The following is a 16,250-nucleotide window of genomic DNA, read 5'->3' on the forward strand; positions in this document are numbered from 1 at the left end:
AGTCAAACTAGTGATTCTTTAGATCGACTGTGTGAGCTATTCAAGCTTTATGGATAGAAGTACAAAGGTAGTACTTGAAAAATCACCTTAAAAAGTCCACAATAAGGAAGATAGAATTTATTGAGAAAAAGGATGATACTATTGACTGATAATCGCCCGATTGGTTTTATTGATTCAGGTGTTGGTGGATTGACGGTGGTCAAAGAAGCATTGAAACAATTACCAAATGAAAATATCTTATATGTTGGAGATACTGCCCGTTGCCCCTATGGTCCTAGACCGGCAGAACAAGTGATCGAATTTACTTGGGAAATGACGAATCATTTGGTGGAACAAAACATCAAAATGTTAGTGATTGCCTGTAATACTGCTACTGCGGTTGCTTTAGAAGAAATCAAGGCGGCACTTCCTATTCCAGTCATTGGTGTGATCTTACCTGGGACAAGAGCAGCTGTTAAACAAACAAGAAATAAACAAGTAGGGATTATTGGAACCCTCGGAACGATCAAAAGTCGTGCTTATGAAACAGCGCTGAAAACGAAGGTACCTGAACTTGCCGTGACTAGTTTGGCTTGTCCAAAATTCGTTTCGGTAGTGGAAAGTAATGAATATCATTCGTCAGTGGCAAAAAAAATCGTTGCCCAGACACTAGCGCCATTGGTTACTAAGAAAATCGATACATTAGTATTGGGTTGTACCCATTACCCTTTGTTACGTCCGATTATCCAAAACGTTATGGGAGAAAGTGTAACATTAATCGATTCAGGTGCAGAGACTGTCGGGGAAGTTTCGATGTTGCTGGACTATTTTGAAATCAGCAATTCAGTCAATGAGGGGCGGACGTTATGCCAATTCTATACGACTGGTTCAGCTAAGCTTTTTAAAGAGATTGCACAAGATTGGTTGATGCTCGATCAGTTGAATGTTGAGCATATTGAATTAGGAGGAAAATAACAGATGCGTCACGATGGAAGACAACCTCAGCAGTTAAGAAAAATAAAGATTGAAACAAATGTTTTTAAACATCCAGAAGGTTCTGTTATGATTCACTTTGGTGATACGATCGTCAATTGTTCTGCTACGATTGAAGAAAACGTTCCGCCATTTTTAAGAGAAACAGGAACTGGTTGGGTAACAGCAGAATATAGCATGTTGCCACGTGCGACTCATACTAGAAATCGAAGAGAAAGCAGCAAAGGAAAACTTTCAGGACGCACAATGGAAATCCAACGGTTGATTGGTCGTTCGTTAAGAGCGGTCGTTGATCTGAAAAAGTTAGGCGAACGTAGTATTATCATTGATTGCGATGTTTTGCAAGCAGATGGTGGGACAAGAACGGCTAGCATCACAGGAGCTTTTATTGCGTTAAAATTAGCAGTCGAAAAGTTACTTCAAACAAAAGTTTTACGTGAAGATCCAGTTATTGAACATTTAGCTGCTATCAGTGTTGGGATTTTACCCGATCAGACATGTGTGGCAGATTTAGATTATGAAGAAGATGCTGCAGCGCTAGTCGATATGAATCTAGTCATGACTGAATCTGGCAAATTTGTCGAGATTCAAGGAACTGGGGAAGAAGCAACCTTTGATGGTGAACAATTAAACGATCTGCTCTTTTATGGAAAAACAGCGATTGAGCAATTGATTCTTGAACAAAAAAATGTCTTGTTCGAGCAACGAGCAGAAAGAGAGGACGATTTGAAGACGATCGTTATTGCTACCAAAAATGCTGGGAAAGCAGAAGAATTTAAAGCGATGTTTGGCAAAGCTGGTTATGAAGTCAAAACATTGTTTGACTATCCTGAATTACCTGATGTAGAAGAAACTGGTTCAACGTTTGAGGAAAATGCTCGTCTGAAGGCGGAAACGATTGCTTATTTGTTGAATCAACCTGTATTAGCTGATGACTCTGGTTTGAAAGTAGATGCTTTAGGTGGCATGCCAGGAATCTACTCTGCACGATTTGCCGGTGAACACAAAAGTGACGCAGGAAACAATGCGAAATTACTTTATGAGATGACGGAGATTCCAGATGAGAAAAGAACGGCGCAATTTCATTGCACCTTGGTTTTTGCTGCACCGGATAAAGAAAGTCTAGTGGTGGAAGCGCAATGGCCAGGAAAAGTAGGAAGAATCCCAAGAGGAGACAACGGCTTTGGGTATGATCCACTATTTATTCCTGACGGTTCAACTGAAACTGCAGCCGAAATGTCAAGTGAAGAAAAAAACCAAGTCAGCCACCGGGCACAAGCAATGAAAAAATTGAGCCAAGTATGGCAAAGCTGGTTGGAAGGTGAAAACAAATGAAATATTTAGTTGTCAGTGATAACCATGGTGATCGGGAAATCTTAGCTGATCTAGTTGCTCGTTATCAAACGAAAGTGGATTTCTTCTTTCACTGTGGCGATTCAGAATTATCGCCAGAAGATCAATTGTGGACGCACTTCCATGTAGTCAAGGGAAATTGTGATTTCGGACCGGGATTTGTTGAAAAAGAGTGGGTTGATACTGGGAAAGATAAAATATTTATCACTCATGGACATTTGGCAAATGTTCGTTTTGGTCTTACTCAATTAGCGCTTGAAGCGCAAGCCAACCAAGCAACAATGGTCTTTTTTGGTCATACGCATCAAATTGGTTGTGAGGTAGTAGAAGGGGTCTTGTATTTGAATCCTGGAAGCATTTCGCAACCACGAGGACCGATCCAAATCCCTTCTTATGCCTTGATTGAACACAGTGGAGAACAAGTCAATGTTCAATATTATAATCGAGCGCATCAACCTGTCGAGGAACTGGCTTTCACTTTTTCCTTGTAAGCAAAAAATCTCTAATTTTTACTAAAATCTCGATTTTTTATATGAATTTTGCATCCGTTTTCGGTAAAATAATAATGTTGAAATGAAATTGAAATGGAGGCCCTCCAATGATTGGACCGATTGTAAGAGAGTTATTGCTACAAAATCGAGAGACTTTTTTGATCTCAGCTGAAAATGTAGCGAATGTCATGTATCAACATCCATTATCACATGGTTTGCTTGTTTTATCGAAAGTAGGTTATACGAAGATCCCTGTACTAGGAAAAGATGACCGTTTTGTGGGATTAGTTAGCTTATCTGATGTCGTCAATAAAATGATCGATCTACAAACGATCAGCATGGACCCATTAGAAGGACTAACCGTTGCAGATGTAATGGAAACGAATGTTGCAACGATCGATGAAAATTGGGAACTAGAAGAAGTTCTCCATTTATTAGTTGATTCACCTTTTCTACCGGTTGTTACAGAAGACAAAGTTTTTAAAGGGATCATTACTCGAAAAGAACTACTAAAGGCAGTCAACTATATGGTGCATGAATTGGAACGACGAAACATTGTTTCGCCTAAAGTCGAAGAATTAAAAGAAAAGTTAGACATCGTTAGTTAACGATTAAAGCAAAAAAGATTGAGACTGATTACACTTATTTCTCCATTAAGGTCATTTAATGGAAAGCGTAAGGAATCGTCTCAATCTTTTTTATTTCAAGCTGATCGGGCTGTTAGGAATGGTAAATCCTGCTGTTGTCAATTCTTTTACATAAGAACTCAAAAATTCTTCTTTCAAAACAAATTGTTTTCCATTCAAGGCATAACAAATGGTTCGAATCGCAAAATTACTGTTCCCTAAATCGACTAATCCAAAAATTGTTGGTTCAGTTTGTAAGTCGTCTTGGTATTTTTCAGCTAATCGTTGATTTACACGATCGATGATTTCGTAGATAGAATCATAGCCTTCTTCCGGCACGATGCGAATATCAAGTAGAACTTGCATATTCGCTCTGGATAGGTTGCTGATAGTCGTGATGTTTCGATTGGGAATAAAGTGAACCGTACCGTCTACAGCCTTTAGCTGTAACGTCCGAATACCGACAGAAGCCACTGTTCCTTCAATTGACAGATTTGCTAATTTTACATAATCTCCGACATCCATTTGTTGTTCCATAATAATGAAAAAGCCAGTAATCACATCACTCATAAAGCCTTGTGCGCCCAATCCAATTGCTACCCCAGCAATTCCCGCTCCTGCCAACAATGAACCAATCGGAACACCAATGACGGATAAAATCGCATAAATAAAGAAAAAACCCATCGTGTATTGGAAAATCGTATTTAACAGACTGTGTAACGTTTTTAAACGACTTTCATTCAAAACCGATTTCTTAGAATATTGTTTAAAAGATTTATCAATTAAATATTTTCCGACACGGTTGAGTATGGCAAATAAAAGAATTAAAAAAACTAAATAAAGTCCTTTTTGGATGAAGGTTGCAAAAATTGCATCCCAATCGATCGTATTCCAGAAACGTTGAAAAGCATTCACTTGGTGGACTGCTTGGTCAGTTAATGTTTCACCTGTGGAAGTGGTTGCTGTTGTCGCTAGTTGTAAAAACATAAGATCCTCTTTTCTAAAATATATACTCACTACTGTATTGTAACAAGAACAAGGGAAAAAGAAAATCAGCAAAACTGTTTCAAATTTCAGAAATTTTCCAAAAAATAAAATGACAAACCTCAAGGATAGTGCTAAAATATTCACAAAACAAAGATAGGTGGAATGAATATGCAATTGGATTGGAATAATTTAGGTTTCTCATATATCAAAACTCCTTGGCGTTACGTTGCAAAGTGGAAAGATGGTCAATGGGAAAAAGGAGAATTGACGGAAGACAACTATTTAACAATCCATGAAGGTTCTCCAGCGCTTCATTATGGACAACAATGCTTTGAAGGATTAAAAGCTTACCGAAGAAAAGATGGCAAGATCAATCTTTTTCGACCAGATCAAAACAGCCGTCGTTTGAATCAAAGTGCTAGACGGTTATTGATGCCGATGGTACCAGAAAAAATGTTCATTGAAGCTGTGAAAGACGTAGTCAAAGCGAACGAAGCATTTGTACCACCTTATGGAACAGGCGCAACATTATACTTACGTCCTTTTCTGATTGGTGTCGGTGAAAACATTGGTGTGCACCCAGCGCCAGAGTACTTATTTGTCGTTTTCTGTACACCAGTTGGTGCTTACTTTAAAGGTGGTTTGAAACCAACGAACTTTATCGTATCAGAGTACGACCGGGCAGCACCTAATGGAACAGGGGCAGCAAAAGTAGGAGGGAACTATGCAGCTAGTCTGTTGCCAGGTACACAAGCGAAGGAATTAGATTATTCAGACTGCGTGTATTTAGATCCTGCTACTCACACGAAAATTGAAGAAGTCGGGGCAGCGAATTTCTTTGGTATTACTAAAGATGGGCAATTTATCACACCGCAATCGCCATCGATTTTACCAAGTATCACGAAATATTCACTCTTACAATTGGCTGAAGAGCGTTTAGGCTTAACTGCTGTCGAAGGGGATATCTTTATTGATCAATTAGACCAATTTGCCGAAGCAGGAGCGTGTGGCACAGCAGCGGTCATCTCACCGATCGGAGGGATCTATTATCAAAATAACTTACATGTTTTCCATAGCGAAACAGAAGTTGGTCCTGTAACTAAACGATTGTATGATGAATTGACAGGGATCCAGTTTGGCGATGTAGAAGCGCCTGAGGGTTGGATCGAAGTAGTCGAATAAACAACAGTATAATCTAGTAAAAAAGAGATACTACGATTTCTAGGACAGATATAGATGATCTGTCCTAGTTTTTTTATAAAATTAGTTTTACAAGCTTTCTTGCCACATACTACTTTAGAAGAGTTTATCCATCACCAAATAGAAGATACAATTTCACTCATATTAAAATATAAACTATTTATATTTTAACAATCAAATGGCTTGTAATCTGCCACAATAATCTAGATAGGCATATTTCATGCGTATCATCGTCTGGGTCTCATATTTTCTTTAGGGATCAATCAAAATAAGACGACCCAATATTGATAAGCCTATCAATAGTAGGTCGTCGTTTAAAGTTTATTTGAAACCGGTGAGTTCGTTAGTGTTAAACGAATTTTTCCGTTATCTTACTTAAATAAAAAGCGATTCGTGTTGTTTTAAATGGGATGACTAAAGTAAATAGGGTTCTCTTAAGATAAGTGGACACCTTTATCTACATAAACAATGTCGCCAATCATTCCGCTTGATAATGGGCTAATTAAAAAGGCACAGGCATTCCCGACTTCTTCGATCGTCACACCTTGTTGATCTGGTGTACGTGATTCAGATAATTGGATCAATTTTTGGTAATCTTTCACGCCAGTAACCGCTAATGTTTTGATCGCCCCAGCTGAAATACCGTTGACACGAATGCCTTTAGGAGATAGTTCTGCAGCTAAGTAACGGATGGCTGCTTCTAAAGATGCTTTTGCAATTCCCATCATGTTGTAGTTAGGAATAGCGCGTTCTGATCCTAAATAAGACATGCTTACAATTCCGCTGTTATGTGCTAGATACTTTTGTGCATATTTTGTTACAGCGATTAATGAATAGCTACTGATATCTTGCGCTAATTGATAGCCATCACGTGAGATATCGGATACGTTTCCTGATAATTCTTCTTTGTTTGCGTATGCGATCGCGTGTACTAGGCCGTGGATTTCTCCAGCATATTCGCCGATTGCATCCATTGCTTTTTCAATACTTTCATCACTTGATACATCACATTCCACCGTAAAGGCATCTTCGCCGACTAATTTAAGCAATGATTTTTTCATGCGTTCATTTTGATAAGTATAGATGATCTCAGCACCTTGTTTCATCATTGCTTCGGCACAACCCCAAGCAATACTACGCTTATTTGCGACGCCCATAATGACGATTTTCTTTCCTTCTAAAAAAGACATATTGACACTCCTTTGATCTTAAAAAGATTTAATAGGTTGTATAATAAACAATAATTGCAAAATAATAACCTCTTGATTTTCTATTATTAGTCAAAATGCTTTGATTGTCAAACTATTTTTTTTAATAATAAAAAAAGATTGCTAAAAATTTAAGAATATGATACTTTGATAATCAAAGTAATAATCAAGGCAATTAGCCAAAAGAAGGAGTATATTATGTCTTACGTATTATCAGCTACTGAAGTAATGGACTTGATTCCCAATCGTTATCCAATATGCTATATCGATTATGTCGATACCTTAGAACCAGGAAAGAAAATCGTCGCAACGAAAAATGTAACGATCAATGAAGATTTCTTCCAAGGACACTTTCCTGATAATCCAGTAATGCCTGGTGCATTGATTCTAGAAACCTTAGCGCAAGCTGGATCGATTCTGATTTTAAAATCAGAAGAATTTTTAGGCAAAAGAGCGTATATCGGTGGGATTAACAAAGCGAAATTTCGCCAGAAAGTGGTTCCTGGTGACGTGATGAAATGTCATTTTGAAATCACAAAAATGAAGGGTGCAGTAGGGACCGCTTTATCTGCGGCTTATGTCGAGGATAAAAAAGTTTGTGAGTGTGAGTTTACTTTTATTGTGAACAAAGATGCTTAATTGGGTAAAGCGGCTTTTTTTATAAAAGCAGAATTTACAAGGACCCAGTTATCAGTAAAAGCCGAAGAACAGCGAAGGGCAATGGAATACCTTTCGTTATTCTTCGGCTTTTACTTAATGATTCGTCTTATGATTCTTTCGCTTCTTGTAAAATATTGATTTTTTCAATTTTAACCGCTTCTTTTGGTTTATCTGAGGCATCTGTTTCAACCTCTGCGATTTTATCTACAACGTCCATTCCTTCGATGACTTGTCCAAAGACCGTATATTCACCATCTAAACTAGGATAGCCACCATTTTTATACGCATTGATGATTGCTTGAGGGTAATCATCTTTTAATAGTCCGTCATGCATATCATCTGAGTTTTGGACGATAAAAAATTGGCTCCCATTACTGTTAGGATCTTGGGCACGTGCCATGGATAAAGCTCCGCGGATGTTGTAAAGCTGGTTAGATATTTCAGTTTCAAATCCTTTGCCCCAAATACTTTCACCGCCAGTACCATCCCCTTTAGGATCGCCTCCTTGGATCATGAAATCTTTGATCACTCGGTGGAAAGTCAAGCCATCGTAATAGCCATCTTTAGCATGTGTCATAAAATTCTCAACTGCTTTAGGGGCCAATTCAGGGAATAATTTCATTTTGATTGTCCCTTTTGATGTGACCATCTCAACCAGATCTTCATTGGCAGCGACCTCATTGCTCAATTGAGGAAGAGGGAGTGCGTTTAAATCGACACTTTCTTTTGTACTGCTTTCCGTTGTTTTTTCTGTTGAACTTGTTGTTTCAGAAGTGTTTGTTTTTGGTTCACTTTGATTACACCCTGCTGCAAATAGTAGGGTTGCAACCAATCCCATACTTAAAAGAAGTTTTTTTGTTTTCATTTTTGGTTCCTTTCAAAGATAATCAGTTTGTTATCTATAATGATAACAAATAATGATCAATTTACCTATTCTTTTTCTCATAATTTCTTCGTTTATGATCACTTTTCTCAAAGGTGTAGACCATTTAAAGCGCTTTTGTTATAATGTAAGTGGATACAAAAAAGATTTTGGGAGGATTCAACTGATGGGAAAATTAGGTATTTCGATTTATCCGGAACGTTCAACGTTCAAAAAGGACAAAGCATATTTGGATTTAGCACATAAATATGGATTCAAACGTGTATTTACTAGCTTATTACAAATAGAAGATGACAAAGAAAAGGTTTTAGCTGATTTTTCTAAAGTTGTGGAATATGCGAACCAATTAGGAATGGAAGTTATGGTAGATATCAATCCAGCATTATTTGAACAATTAGGGATATCCTACGATGATCTTTCCTTTTTTCATAAGATGGGAGCGTACGGCATCCGTTTAGATATCGGGTTTACGGGAGCTGAAGAAGCAAAAATGACACGTAATCCATACGGTATTAAGATTGAGATCAATATGAGTTCTGGAACTAGTTATGTTGACAACATCATGAGTTATTCTCCGAATACTAATAATTTGTTAGGGTCTCATAATTTTTACCCTCATCGCTATTCTGGTTTGAGTTATGATCATTTTGTGTATTGCTCAGAAAAATTTAGAAATTATAATTTGAATACAATGGCATTCGTCAATTCTCAAACCGCTGATTTCGGACCATGGCCAACGCAAGACGGTTTGTGTTCGCTTGAAGATCATCGAAACTTAGAGATTTCTACACAAGTCAAGCACTTGATGCTGACGGGTTTGATCGATGATATTTCTATCGGCAATGCTTATGCGAGCGAGGAAGAACTAAAAGCGATGGCAGAAGCATTTAATGCAGATTATCCAACATTGAAAGTAGATGTTGAAGAAGATATCACCGAAGATGAACGGATTTGTTTGTTTGATAATCTCCACAGCTATCGTGGTGATCGTTCAGAATATATCCTTCGTTCAACAATGACACGGATCTACTATAAAGATAAACCATTCCCACCACATAATACCCGGGACATGTCTCGCGGGGATGTCTTGATTGATAATGTGGGGTATGACCAATACAAAGGTGAAACTCAAATTGCGCTAAAAGAGATGAAAAATGACGGTCGTGTGAATGTAGTCGGACGTATTTCAGAAGATGAATTGTTCTTATTAGACTTCTTAAAACCGTGGTCAAGTTTTAAAATGATCGAAAATAAAAAATAATGGTTCCTAACTTTTAAACTATTTTTGTTTAAAAGCTAAGAACCATCGGGGAAACTTCAAAGCCGGTTAATTCTACTGGTTTTGAAGTTTTTTTGTAAAAATGATTGAAAAATTGATTAGTCTAAATAATTTGTCAAGGTGTTATGTCTCTGAGATAACAAGACTGATCTTGATAGATTAGTTGTGTGAAGATGGTTTTTTTTCAACCATTTATAATGAAATTTGAAGAGAAATGGGTGATGTGGAGCTTTATATTTACTCTTGGAAGGATTGCATCGAATAACTTCTTTGTTTATACTTAATCAAGAATTAGTATTAATAATGGAATAAGGAAGGAAAGCGATGAAACTTTTGACAAAAATAGTAATCGGAATTGCTATTGTCGTGATAGTGGTTCTATTATTTGCAGGCAACTATTTTTATAATTATGCAGTTGTCCCATCAGAAAAGGATTTTTTAGAAAACGATACGCCGGGAACTTCTCAAACAACAAAAGAAAACGAGGCGACAAAGTGGTTCAATCAGAAAGAGAATCGCACTTACTGGCATCTAACATCAACAGATCATTTGAAATTGTCTGCGATCTATCTGCCAGCAGAAAAGAAAAGTGATAAAACAGTTATTGTTGCCCATGGTTATATGGGGAATGCAGAAACAATGGCAAATTATGCAAAAATGTTTCATGATTTAGGCTACAATGTGTTAGTTCCAGATGCTCGAGGCCACGGGCGTAGTGAAGGGGATTATATCGGATTCGGTTGGCCAGAGCGAAAAGATTACGTCCAATGGATCGATAAAATCATAGCAGAAACAGGGCAGTCGCAACAAATCGTGCTTTATGGAGTAAGTATGGGTGCTGCAACTGTGATGATGACGAGCGGTGAGAAGCTACCAAATAACGTGAAAGCGATCATCGAAGACTGTGGGTATTCGTCAGTTGATGAAGAACTTGCATATCAACTAAAAGATATGTTCAACTTACCTTCTTTTCCATTGATCCAAGTGACTAGCTTGATTACAAAAATTCGAGCAGGGTATTTTTTTGGGGAAGCAAGTGCCGTTGATCAATTAACTAAAAATACGAAACCAATGTTATTTATCCATGGTGATGCGGATACATTCGTTCCCTATAATATGTTAGCAAAAGTATATGCTGCAACTAAGGGACCAAAAGAAAAATACGTGGTCAAGGGAGCCGAACACGCAAAAGCGTATCAGGCAGACCCAGAAAAGTATCAGCAAACCGTCAAAGAGTTTTTAGCAAAATATGTCCAATGAGTTGTTTGCTAATAGCTAATACAAAAATAATTTTAGGATTCTAATAGAGAGAACTCATTCTTTTTATTTACCGGCAGTCATCCGTTCACAATAGAAATATGGGTGACTGCTTACATATATAGTTGAGAATTTTACATAAATCAGACAAAAAAACGAACGAAAATCAAGAATAGGCAAAGAGGAACCTTTCTGTCATTATCGAAAAATACATTGTGAAGAATGAAAATAGAGAAAATGAATTTAGGAGCCTTTTTGACATAAAAACGGATATAAAATCGTTTCGTAAAGAAAGCAAATCAACCGCACAAAACGATTTTTATTATAAAAAATGATCTCAAGAAAGGGAGCGAAAAAATGCCACTGGCAAATAAACTAGAACTAGAACAAGCTTTGCGCGCACGATTATTAGTCAATTCAATATCCTCTAAAGATACTAAACATTCAATTGTGAACCGTACAAAACGTTTGTTCAAAAAAAAACCTTCGATTGAAGTAAATAAGCAAGACAAATTTGGAAATTTCAAAATGTATGAACAATTTTTTGATCTTCCAGTTGGAGATATTCGGCATATTCCTGATTTGAATGAGACGAAAGCGATGTTTAAAGAGTATTTGAAAAATTGGAGTCATATGATCAATGTGAGTGACGATCCTAACATAACAAGTTTAGCTGAAGAAAAGGGTCAGTTTACAATGTACGATTCATTCGAACGGAGTAGCGATGCTATCCAAGATACACAAAAAATAGAACAGGAACTTTTACACTTAAGTGGAGATGAAGCTCGTTTTCTCGTATTACCACTCCTAAGTGGGAGACCGTTACATAAAGAGGAAAAAGAGTTGATTAAGGACACCACTGAAAATGAGCCTGTATACACTAGTTTAACAGGAGCAATTATCCAAAATCAAAACAATAAATATCTCGTTACATTGGTAACTTCGAATGACCAAGAGCTCACGATTCGCAAATGCGCAATCGATCAAGACAAAACCAAAGAGTTAGCCAATCTATTGGGCACGCCATTACACTCTAGCCATGAGAATATGACTACACTAGTGGATAAATTTGAGAATCTTAGGAATAAACAAGAAATAAAAGAAACGGCAAAGAATATATCACATTCAAAAAAATTTCATTTCTTACTTCCGCAACTATATTACACTGTTGACTACATTTTTTATGGGAATGCTATTGATCAAATTCATGAGGATGTTCAAAAGAACGGTCAAATACAAGATCAGAAGGGGAAGGCAATTGATGAACAAACGAAGCCCCCAATGGATTACTTCAATCTTACACCAGCAACTCAACAAAATAATCATAAACGTTTGATGAATGAGTTTCATTACGCAGCACTTAAGAGGATGAACCAATTACAATATTCTGAAGATCTTCTTCATTCGATGGTTATTGTACATAATAAAACTGAACAAGTGGAAAATATGGATAAGAATTGGAAAACAAAAATTGAAGATACAATACTCACAACTTCTCAACAAAGAAAATCGCTGTCTAGACAAGATTCAGTAGAAGTAGAAGACAGAGGGATTTACCTAGCTGAGCTGCGGGAACCAAAAGAAATATTTGAGAAAGCAGAAGAACAATTAAAACAGTCAAGAGGGATTGTTCTGCCAAATGAAGTGGCAGCAATTAGCCGTTCACTTCAATATAGTAAGTATTATCAGTTAGAAAAAAATTCGATTGTACAAGAACTCTCTCGATTAATGCCAGGAGATCCAACTTCTTTTCTAGTTACTTCTCATGATATTCAGATCAAGTTGAAGGACAAGGGTCCTCATGAAAAACAGAATCTTGGTTGTGTGATACGGAAAAATACTTTCGGTAACTTTATCGTTTCAGTGGTTGATCCCACAGGTTACTATCAAAAAAGAACGCAAGTAAATGGTCTGTTACCTTGTGTACATGAATTTGAAATTTCTAAATCTAACCTATCAGAACTAGCACAAGCACTCAATAAGAGCAACGATAAGAACAAAAGTGATTTTATCCTTCAAAGGGATTTATCTTTAATTAGCAATGGAGGAAAAGTTACAGATTATATCATTGATCAAAGTGCTTATTTAAAATCAAAACAGGGATTTCATCATTTTTCTGCCGCAGTAGATTTTGCTATTTTTTCAAGTACAATGCAGTTAGGGCGTTATGTTTATATTAATGATCTTAAGAAATTGAGTGGAAAAAATACAGAGTTAGCGAATAATTTAGGAGAAGAAAGAGCATTGAAAATAGCTTATCCGGAACACTTTGCTCAAAAGAAAGTGAAAAAAACACGAGCTAGTAATTCGCAAATAAGGGACGTTTATAAAAATTCTATCTTTGATCAAGAGAGGGAATAAGTTTTACCATCACTCGTTCTTTTTGAACCAGTTTAGAAGAACTAGACAAAGAGACCGTTTGAACCACTCAACGAGTCGTTCAAACGGTCTCTATTTTCTATCTTTGAAAACGTGTGATCTTTTGGTGATTAAAGATTAGCAAATTTTTCCAACAAACGGATCATTTGGCAAGTGAAACCATATTCATTGTCATACCAAGCAACGGTTTTTACGAGTTGGTAATCGCCAGCCGTTGTGACTTCTGTTTGAGTTGGATCGAAAATCGAACCTTGTGTGGTACCGATTACGTCACCAGAGACGATTTGACGATCATCGTAACCAAATGATGGATTGTCTTCGGTATGTTTCTTGATCGCTTCGTTCACTTGTTCAGCGGTCACTTTTGTTTTTAAAATGGAAACTAGTTCTGTTAATGAACCATCCACTACAGGTACTCGTTGTGCGTGACCTTGCAATTTCCCTTGAAGCTCTGGAATAACTAAGCCAATTGCTTTTGCCGCACCTGTTGAGTGAGGGATCGTGTTGTCAGCTGCTGATCGAGCTGCCCGTAAATTTCCACCTTTTACTGGTCCGTCTAATAACATTTGTGTAGAAGTATAAGCATGAACGGTAGTCATAGTCCCCACTTCGATACCAAATTCATTATTTAAGAAATAAGCCATCGGTGCTAAACAGTTTGTCGTACAAGAGCCTGCCGAAATGATTTTATCATTAGCATCTAACGTATCATCATTTACATTGTATACGATAGTTTTCATTGCACCAGCAGGAGCAGAGATCACTACACGTTTTACCCCAGCGTTCAAATGGACTTGTGCTTTTTCTTCCGAAGTATAAAAACCAGTACATTCCAGTACGATATCGACCCCGTTTTCTTTAACCCAAGGGATTTTACTTGCATCTGGTTCAGCATAGACACGCGTTTCTTCACCATCTACTACGATTGAGTCTTCTGTTGCAGTAACTGTACCGGGATAGGTTCCATGAGTTGAATCAAATTGTAGCAACTGTGCCAACATGGTTGGGCTAGTTAAGTCATTGATTGCTACGACTTCAATATCATCAGATACTTCTTTGATTCGGCGGAAAGCTAAACGTCCAATACGTCCAAATCCGTTAATACCTACTTTTACTGTCATAATCAAAAGTTCCTCCTTTAGTGATATTGAGGGTGCAAACTTCGCATCCTTGATTAATACACTGTCATTTTCCTCCTGTTCACAAAATTTGTCAAAAAATGATACTTACAAAAGTAAAGTGATAAAATGGTCTGAGAGGTAAAAAGCACTAGGAGATCTTTGAAACAATTTCCTTAAGTAGAATAGAAAAAATGAACAAAACCTGGAAAGTTTAATTGAAACGATAGACAAAATAGCTTTTGACCGATAAAATAAATAAGACTTTTGTTTATTGTGGAAATTCAGGCAGTCAAATGAATAATAGATAATTAAAATAGGAGGACTTAAAGATGTCCATGTTTTTAGATCAAGTAACCATCGATGTGAAGGCCGGTAAAGGCGGCGACGGAATGGTCGCTTTTCGCAGAGAAAAATATGTACCTGATGGAGGACCTGCTGGTGGTGACGGCGGTCGTGGCGGTGACGTCATTTTGATCGTTGATGAAGGTTTACGTACATTAATGGATTTTCGTTTCAATCGCCATTTTAAAGCACAGCCAGGAGAAAACGGAATGAGTAAAGGGATGCACGGTCGGGGTTCAGAAGATACTTATGTAAAAGTCCCTCAAGGAACGACTGTCCGTGATGCTGAAACAGGCGCTTTGTTAGGCGATTTGATTGAAAATGGTCAAACCTTAGTCGTTGCTAAAGGCGGTCGAGGGGGACGAGGAAACATCCGCTTTGCTTCTCCACGAAACCCAGCACCAGAAATTGCAGAAAACGGCGAACCAGGTCAAGAACGCAGAATCGAATTAGAACTAAAAGTCTTGGCTGATGTTGGGCTGGTTGGCTTTCCATCTGTAGGTAAATCAACGCTGCTTTCAGTTATTTCTTCTGCTCGGCCTAAAATCGGCGCGTACCATTTCACGACATTAGTACCAAATCTTGGTATGGTAACAACTAGCGATGGACGCAGTTTTGCAGCAGCGGACCTTCCTGGATTGATTGAAGGAGCTTCTCAAGGTGTTGGCTTAGGAACGCAGTTTTTACGTCATATCGAACGTACTCGTGTTATTTTACATGTGATTGATATGAGTGGGATGGAAGGCAGAGATCCTTACGAAGACTATTTGGCGATCAACCATGAATTGTCTACTTATAATCTTCGTTTATTGGAACGACCTCAAATAATTGTAGCCAATAAAATGGACATGCCAAACGCAGAAGAAAATTTGAAAAAATTCAAAGAGCAGCTTAATAAAGAAAAAACAGATGAATTTGCAGACGATATGCCGATTTTTCCAGTTTCAGGGGTAACAAGAAAAGGCATTGATCCATTGCTGAATGCGACAGCGGATCTTCTAGAAGTAACACCAGAGTTTCCGTTATATGATGAAGAAATCGAAGAAGAAACAGTTCAATATGGATTCAATCCAGAAGGGCCAGAATTTAAAATCGATCGCGATCCTGATGCTACTTGGATCTTATCAGGAGAAAAAATTGAGAAACTATTCCAAATGACGAATTTCGATCACGATGAAACTGTTATGCGTTTTGCTCGTCAGTTGAGAGGAATGGGCGTTGACGAAGCTTTACGTGCCCGTGGAGCAAAAGATGGCGATCTAGTGAGAATCGGTGAATTTGAATTTGAGTTTGTCGAATAAGATTACGCATGCTCATGAAAAGAGCCCATGTTAACACTCAATATCAACAAAGCGTCAAACCAGAAAAATGGTTTGGCGCTTTTTTGGTTTAAGCAATGGTAGGATTTGTCTTTTGGTAAAAATTTTTAAGCTATCACCAATAGTATTCAGAAAGATTTTTTAATAGGAAAAATTTATATTTCTTATGTGTT

The 16,250-nt window shown here is 37.5% G+C and carries 14 protein-coding genes; 10 read left to right on the top strand and 4 right to left on the bottom strand.

Going from position 1 to position 16,250, the window contains the following annotated elements; translation table 11 throughout:
* Window positions 1–132 precede the first annotated feature (132 nt).
* From racE to cbpB, 4 genes are all read left to right on the top strand, one after another.
* Window positions 133–954 (top strand): glutamate racemase, encoded by an 822-nt coding sequence (racE, locus tag IGK91_RS05690; protein WP_010737494.1) that lies wholly within the window; start codon window positions 133–135, stop codon window positions 952–954.
* A 3-nt stretch (window positions 955–957) separates the two neighbouring features.
* Window positions 958–2,307 carry a ribonuclease PH gene (gene rph / locus IGK91_RS05695; protein WP_010737495.1) on the top strand — a complete coding sequence of 450 codons (1,350 nt, stop codon included), beginning with the start codon at window positions 958–960 and terminating at the stop codon, window positions 2,305–2,307.
* On the top strand, window positions 2,304–2,816 hold the full coding sequence (locus IGK91_RS05700) for a metallophosphoesterase (RefSeq protein WP_010737496.1): 513 nt from the start codon (window positions 2,304–2,306) through the stop codon (window positions 2,814–2,816). Before rph ends, IGK91_RS05700 begins: the two co-directional genes overlap by 4 nt.
* 107 nt (window positions 2,817–2,923) lie before the next feature.
* Window positions 2,924–3,424: a cyclic-di-AMP-binding protein CbpB gene (cbpB, locus tag IGK91_RS05705; protein ID WP_010719279.1), complete on the top strand. Its 501-nt coding sequence runs from the start codon at window positions 2,924–2,926 to the stop codon at window positions 3,422–3,424.
* 90 nt (window positions 3,425–3,514) lie between these two features.
* Here the strand turns inward: cbpB and IGK91_RS05710 are convergent, their stop codons facing one another.
* Window positions 3,515–4,429, bottom strand: a complete 915-nt coding sequence (locus IGK91_RS05710) for a mechanosensitive ion channel family protein (RefSeq protein ID WP_034697771.1) — start codon at window positions 4,427–4,429, stop codon at window positions 3,515–3,517.
* A gap of 168 nt (window positions 4,430–4,597) precedes the next feature.
* Here IGK91_RS05710 and IGK91_RS05715 point away from each other — a divergent pair, with 168 nt between their 5' ends.
* The gene (locus IGK91_RS05715) at window positions 4,598–5,611 is read left to right on the top strand and encodes a branched-chain amino acid aminotransferase (protein ID WP_010719277.1); all 1,014 of its coding nucleotides are present in this window, start codon (window positions 4,598–4,600) and stop codon (window positions 5,609–5,611) included.
* 452 nt (window positions 5,612–6,063) lie between these two features.
* Here IGK91_RS05715 and fabI read toward each other — a convergent pair whose 3' ends face one another.
* On the bottom strand, window positions 6,064–6,819 hold the full coding sequence (gene fabI / locus IGK91_RS05720) for an enoyl-ACP reductase FabI (protein WP_010719275.1): 756 nt from the start codon (window positions 6,817–6,819) through the stop codon (window positions 6,064–6,066).
* Window positions 6,820–7,035: 216 nt separating this feature from the next.
* Between fabI and fabZ the strand changes: the two genes are divergently transcribed.
* Window positions 7,036–7,476: a 3-hydroxyacyl-ACP dehydratase FabZ gene (gene fabZ, locus IGK91_RS05725; protein ID WP_010719274.1), complete on the top strand. Its 441-nt coding sequence runs from the start codon at window positions 7,036–7,038 to the stop codon at window positions 7,474–7,476.
* A 127-nt stretch (window positions 7,477–7,603) separates the two neighbouring features.
* On the opposite strand, the gene IGK91_RS05730 is transcribed toward fabZ, so the two are convergent.
* Window positions 7,604–8,362 (bottom strand): peptidylprolyl isomerase, encoded by a 759-nt coding sequence (locus IGK91_RS05730; protein ID WP_010719273.1) that lies wholly within the window; start codon window positions 8,360–8,362, stop codon window positions 7,604–7,606.
* Between the two features lie 184 nt (window positions 8,363–8,546).
* Here IGK91_RS05730 and IGK91_RS05735 point away from each other — a divergent pair, with 184 nt between their 5' ends.
* From IGK91_RS05735 to IGK91_RS05745, 3 genes are all read left to right on the top strand, one after another.
* Entirely contained in the window at window positions 8,547–9,641 is a 1,095-nt protein-coding gene (locus tag IGK91_RS05735) for a DUF871 domain-containing protein (protein ID WP_010719272.1), read from the top strand.
* 342 nt (window positions 9,642–9,983) lie between these two features.
* On the top strand, window positions 9,984–10,919 hold the full coding sequence (locus tag IGK91_RS05740; protein ID WP_010737499.1) for an alpha/beta hydrolase: 936 nt from the start codon (window positions 9,984–9,986) through the stop codon (window positions 10,917–10,919).
* 354 nt (window positions 10,920–11,273) lie between these two features.
* Window positions 11,274–13,277 (top strand): hypothetical protein, encoded by a 2,004-nt coding sequence (locus IGK91_RS05745; RefSeq protein WP_223603269.1) that lies wholly within the window; start codon window positions 11,274–11,276, stop codon window positions 13,275–13,277.
* Between the two features lie 128 nt (window positions 13,278–13,405).
* Here the strand turns inward: IGK91_RS05745 and gap are convergent, their stop codons facing one another.
* Window positions 13,406–14,416, bottom strand: coding sequence for a type I glyceraldehyde-3-phosphate dehydrogenase (gap, locus tag IGK91_RS05750; protein ID WP_181934252.1), 1,011 nt, complete (start codon window positions 14,414–14,416; stop codon window positions 13,406–13,408).
* A gap of 329 nt (window positions 14,417–14,745) precedes the next feature.
* On the opposite strand from gap, the gene obgE reads away from it, so the two are divergent.
* Window positions 14,746–16,059 (top strand): GTPase ObgE, encoded by a 1,314-nt coding sequence (obgE, locus tag IGK91_RS05755; protein ID WP_010719267.1) that lies wholly within the window; start codon window positions 14,746–14,748, stop codon window positions 16,057–16,059.
* Window positions 16,060–16,250 lie beyond the last annotated feature (191 nt).

The organism is Enterococcus sp. DIV1208 (genome assembly GCF_050530455.1).
Classification (GTDB): domain Bacteria; phylum Bacillota; class Bacilli; order Lactobacillales; family Enterococcaceae; genus Enterococcus_B; species Enterococcus_B hirae.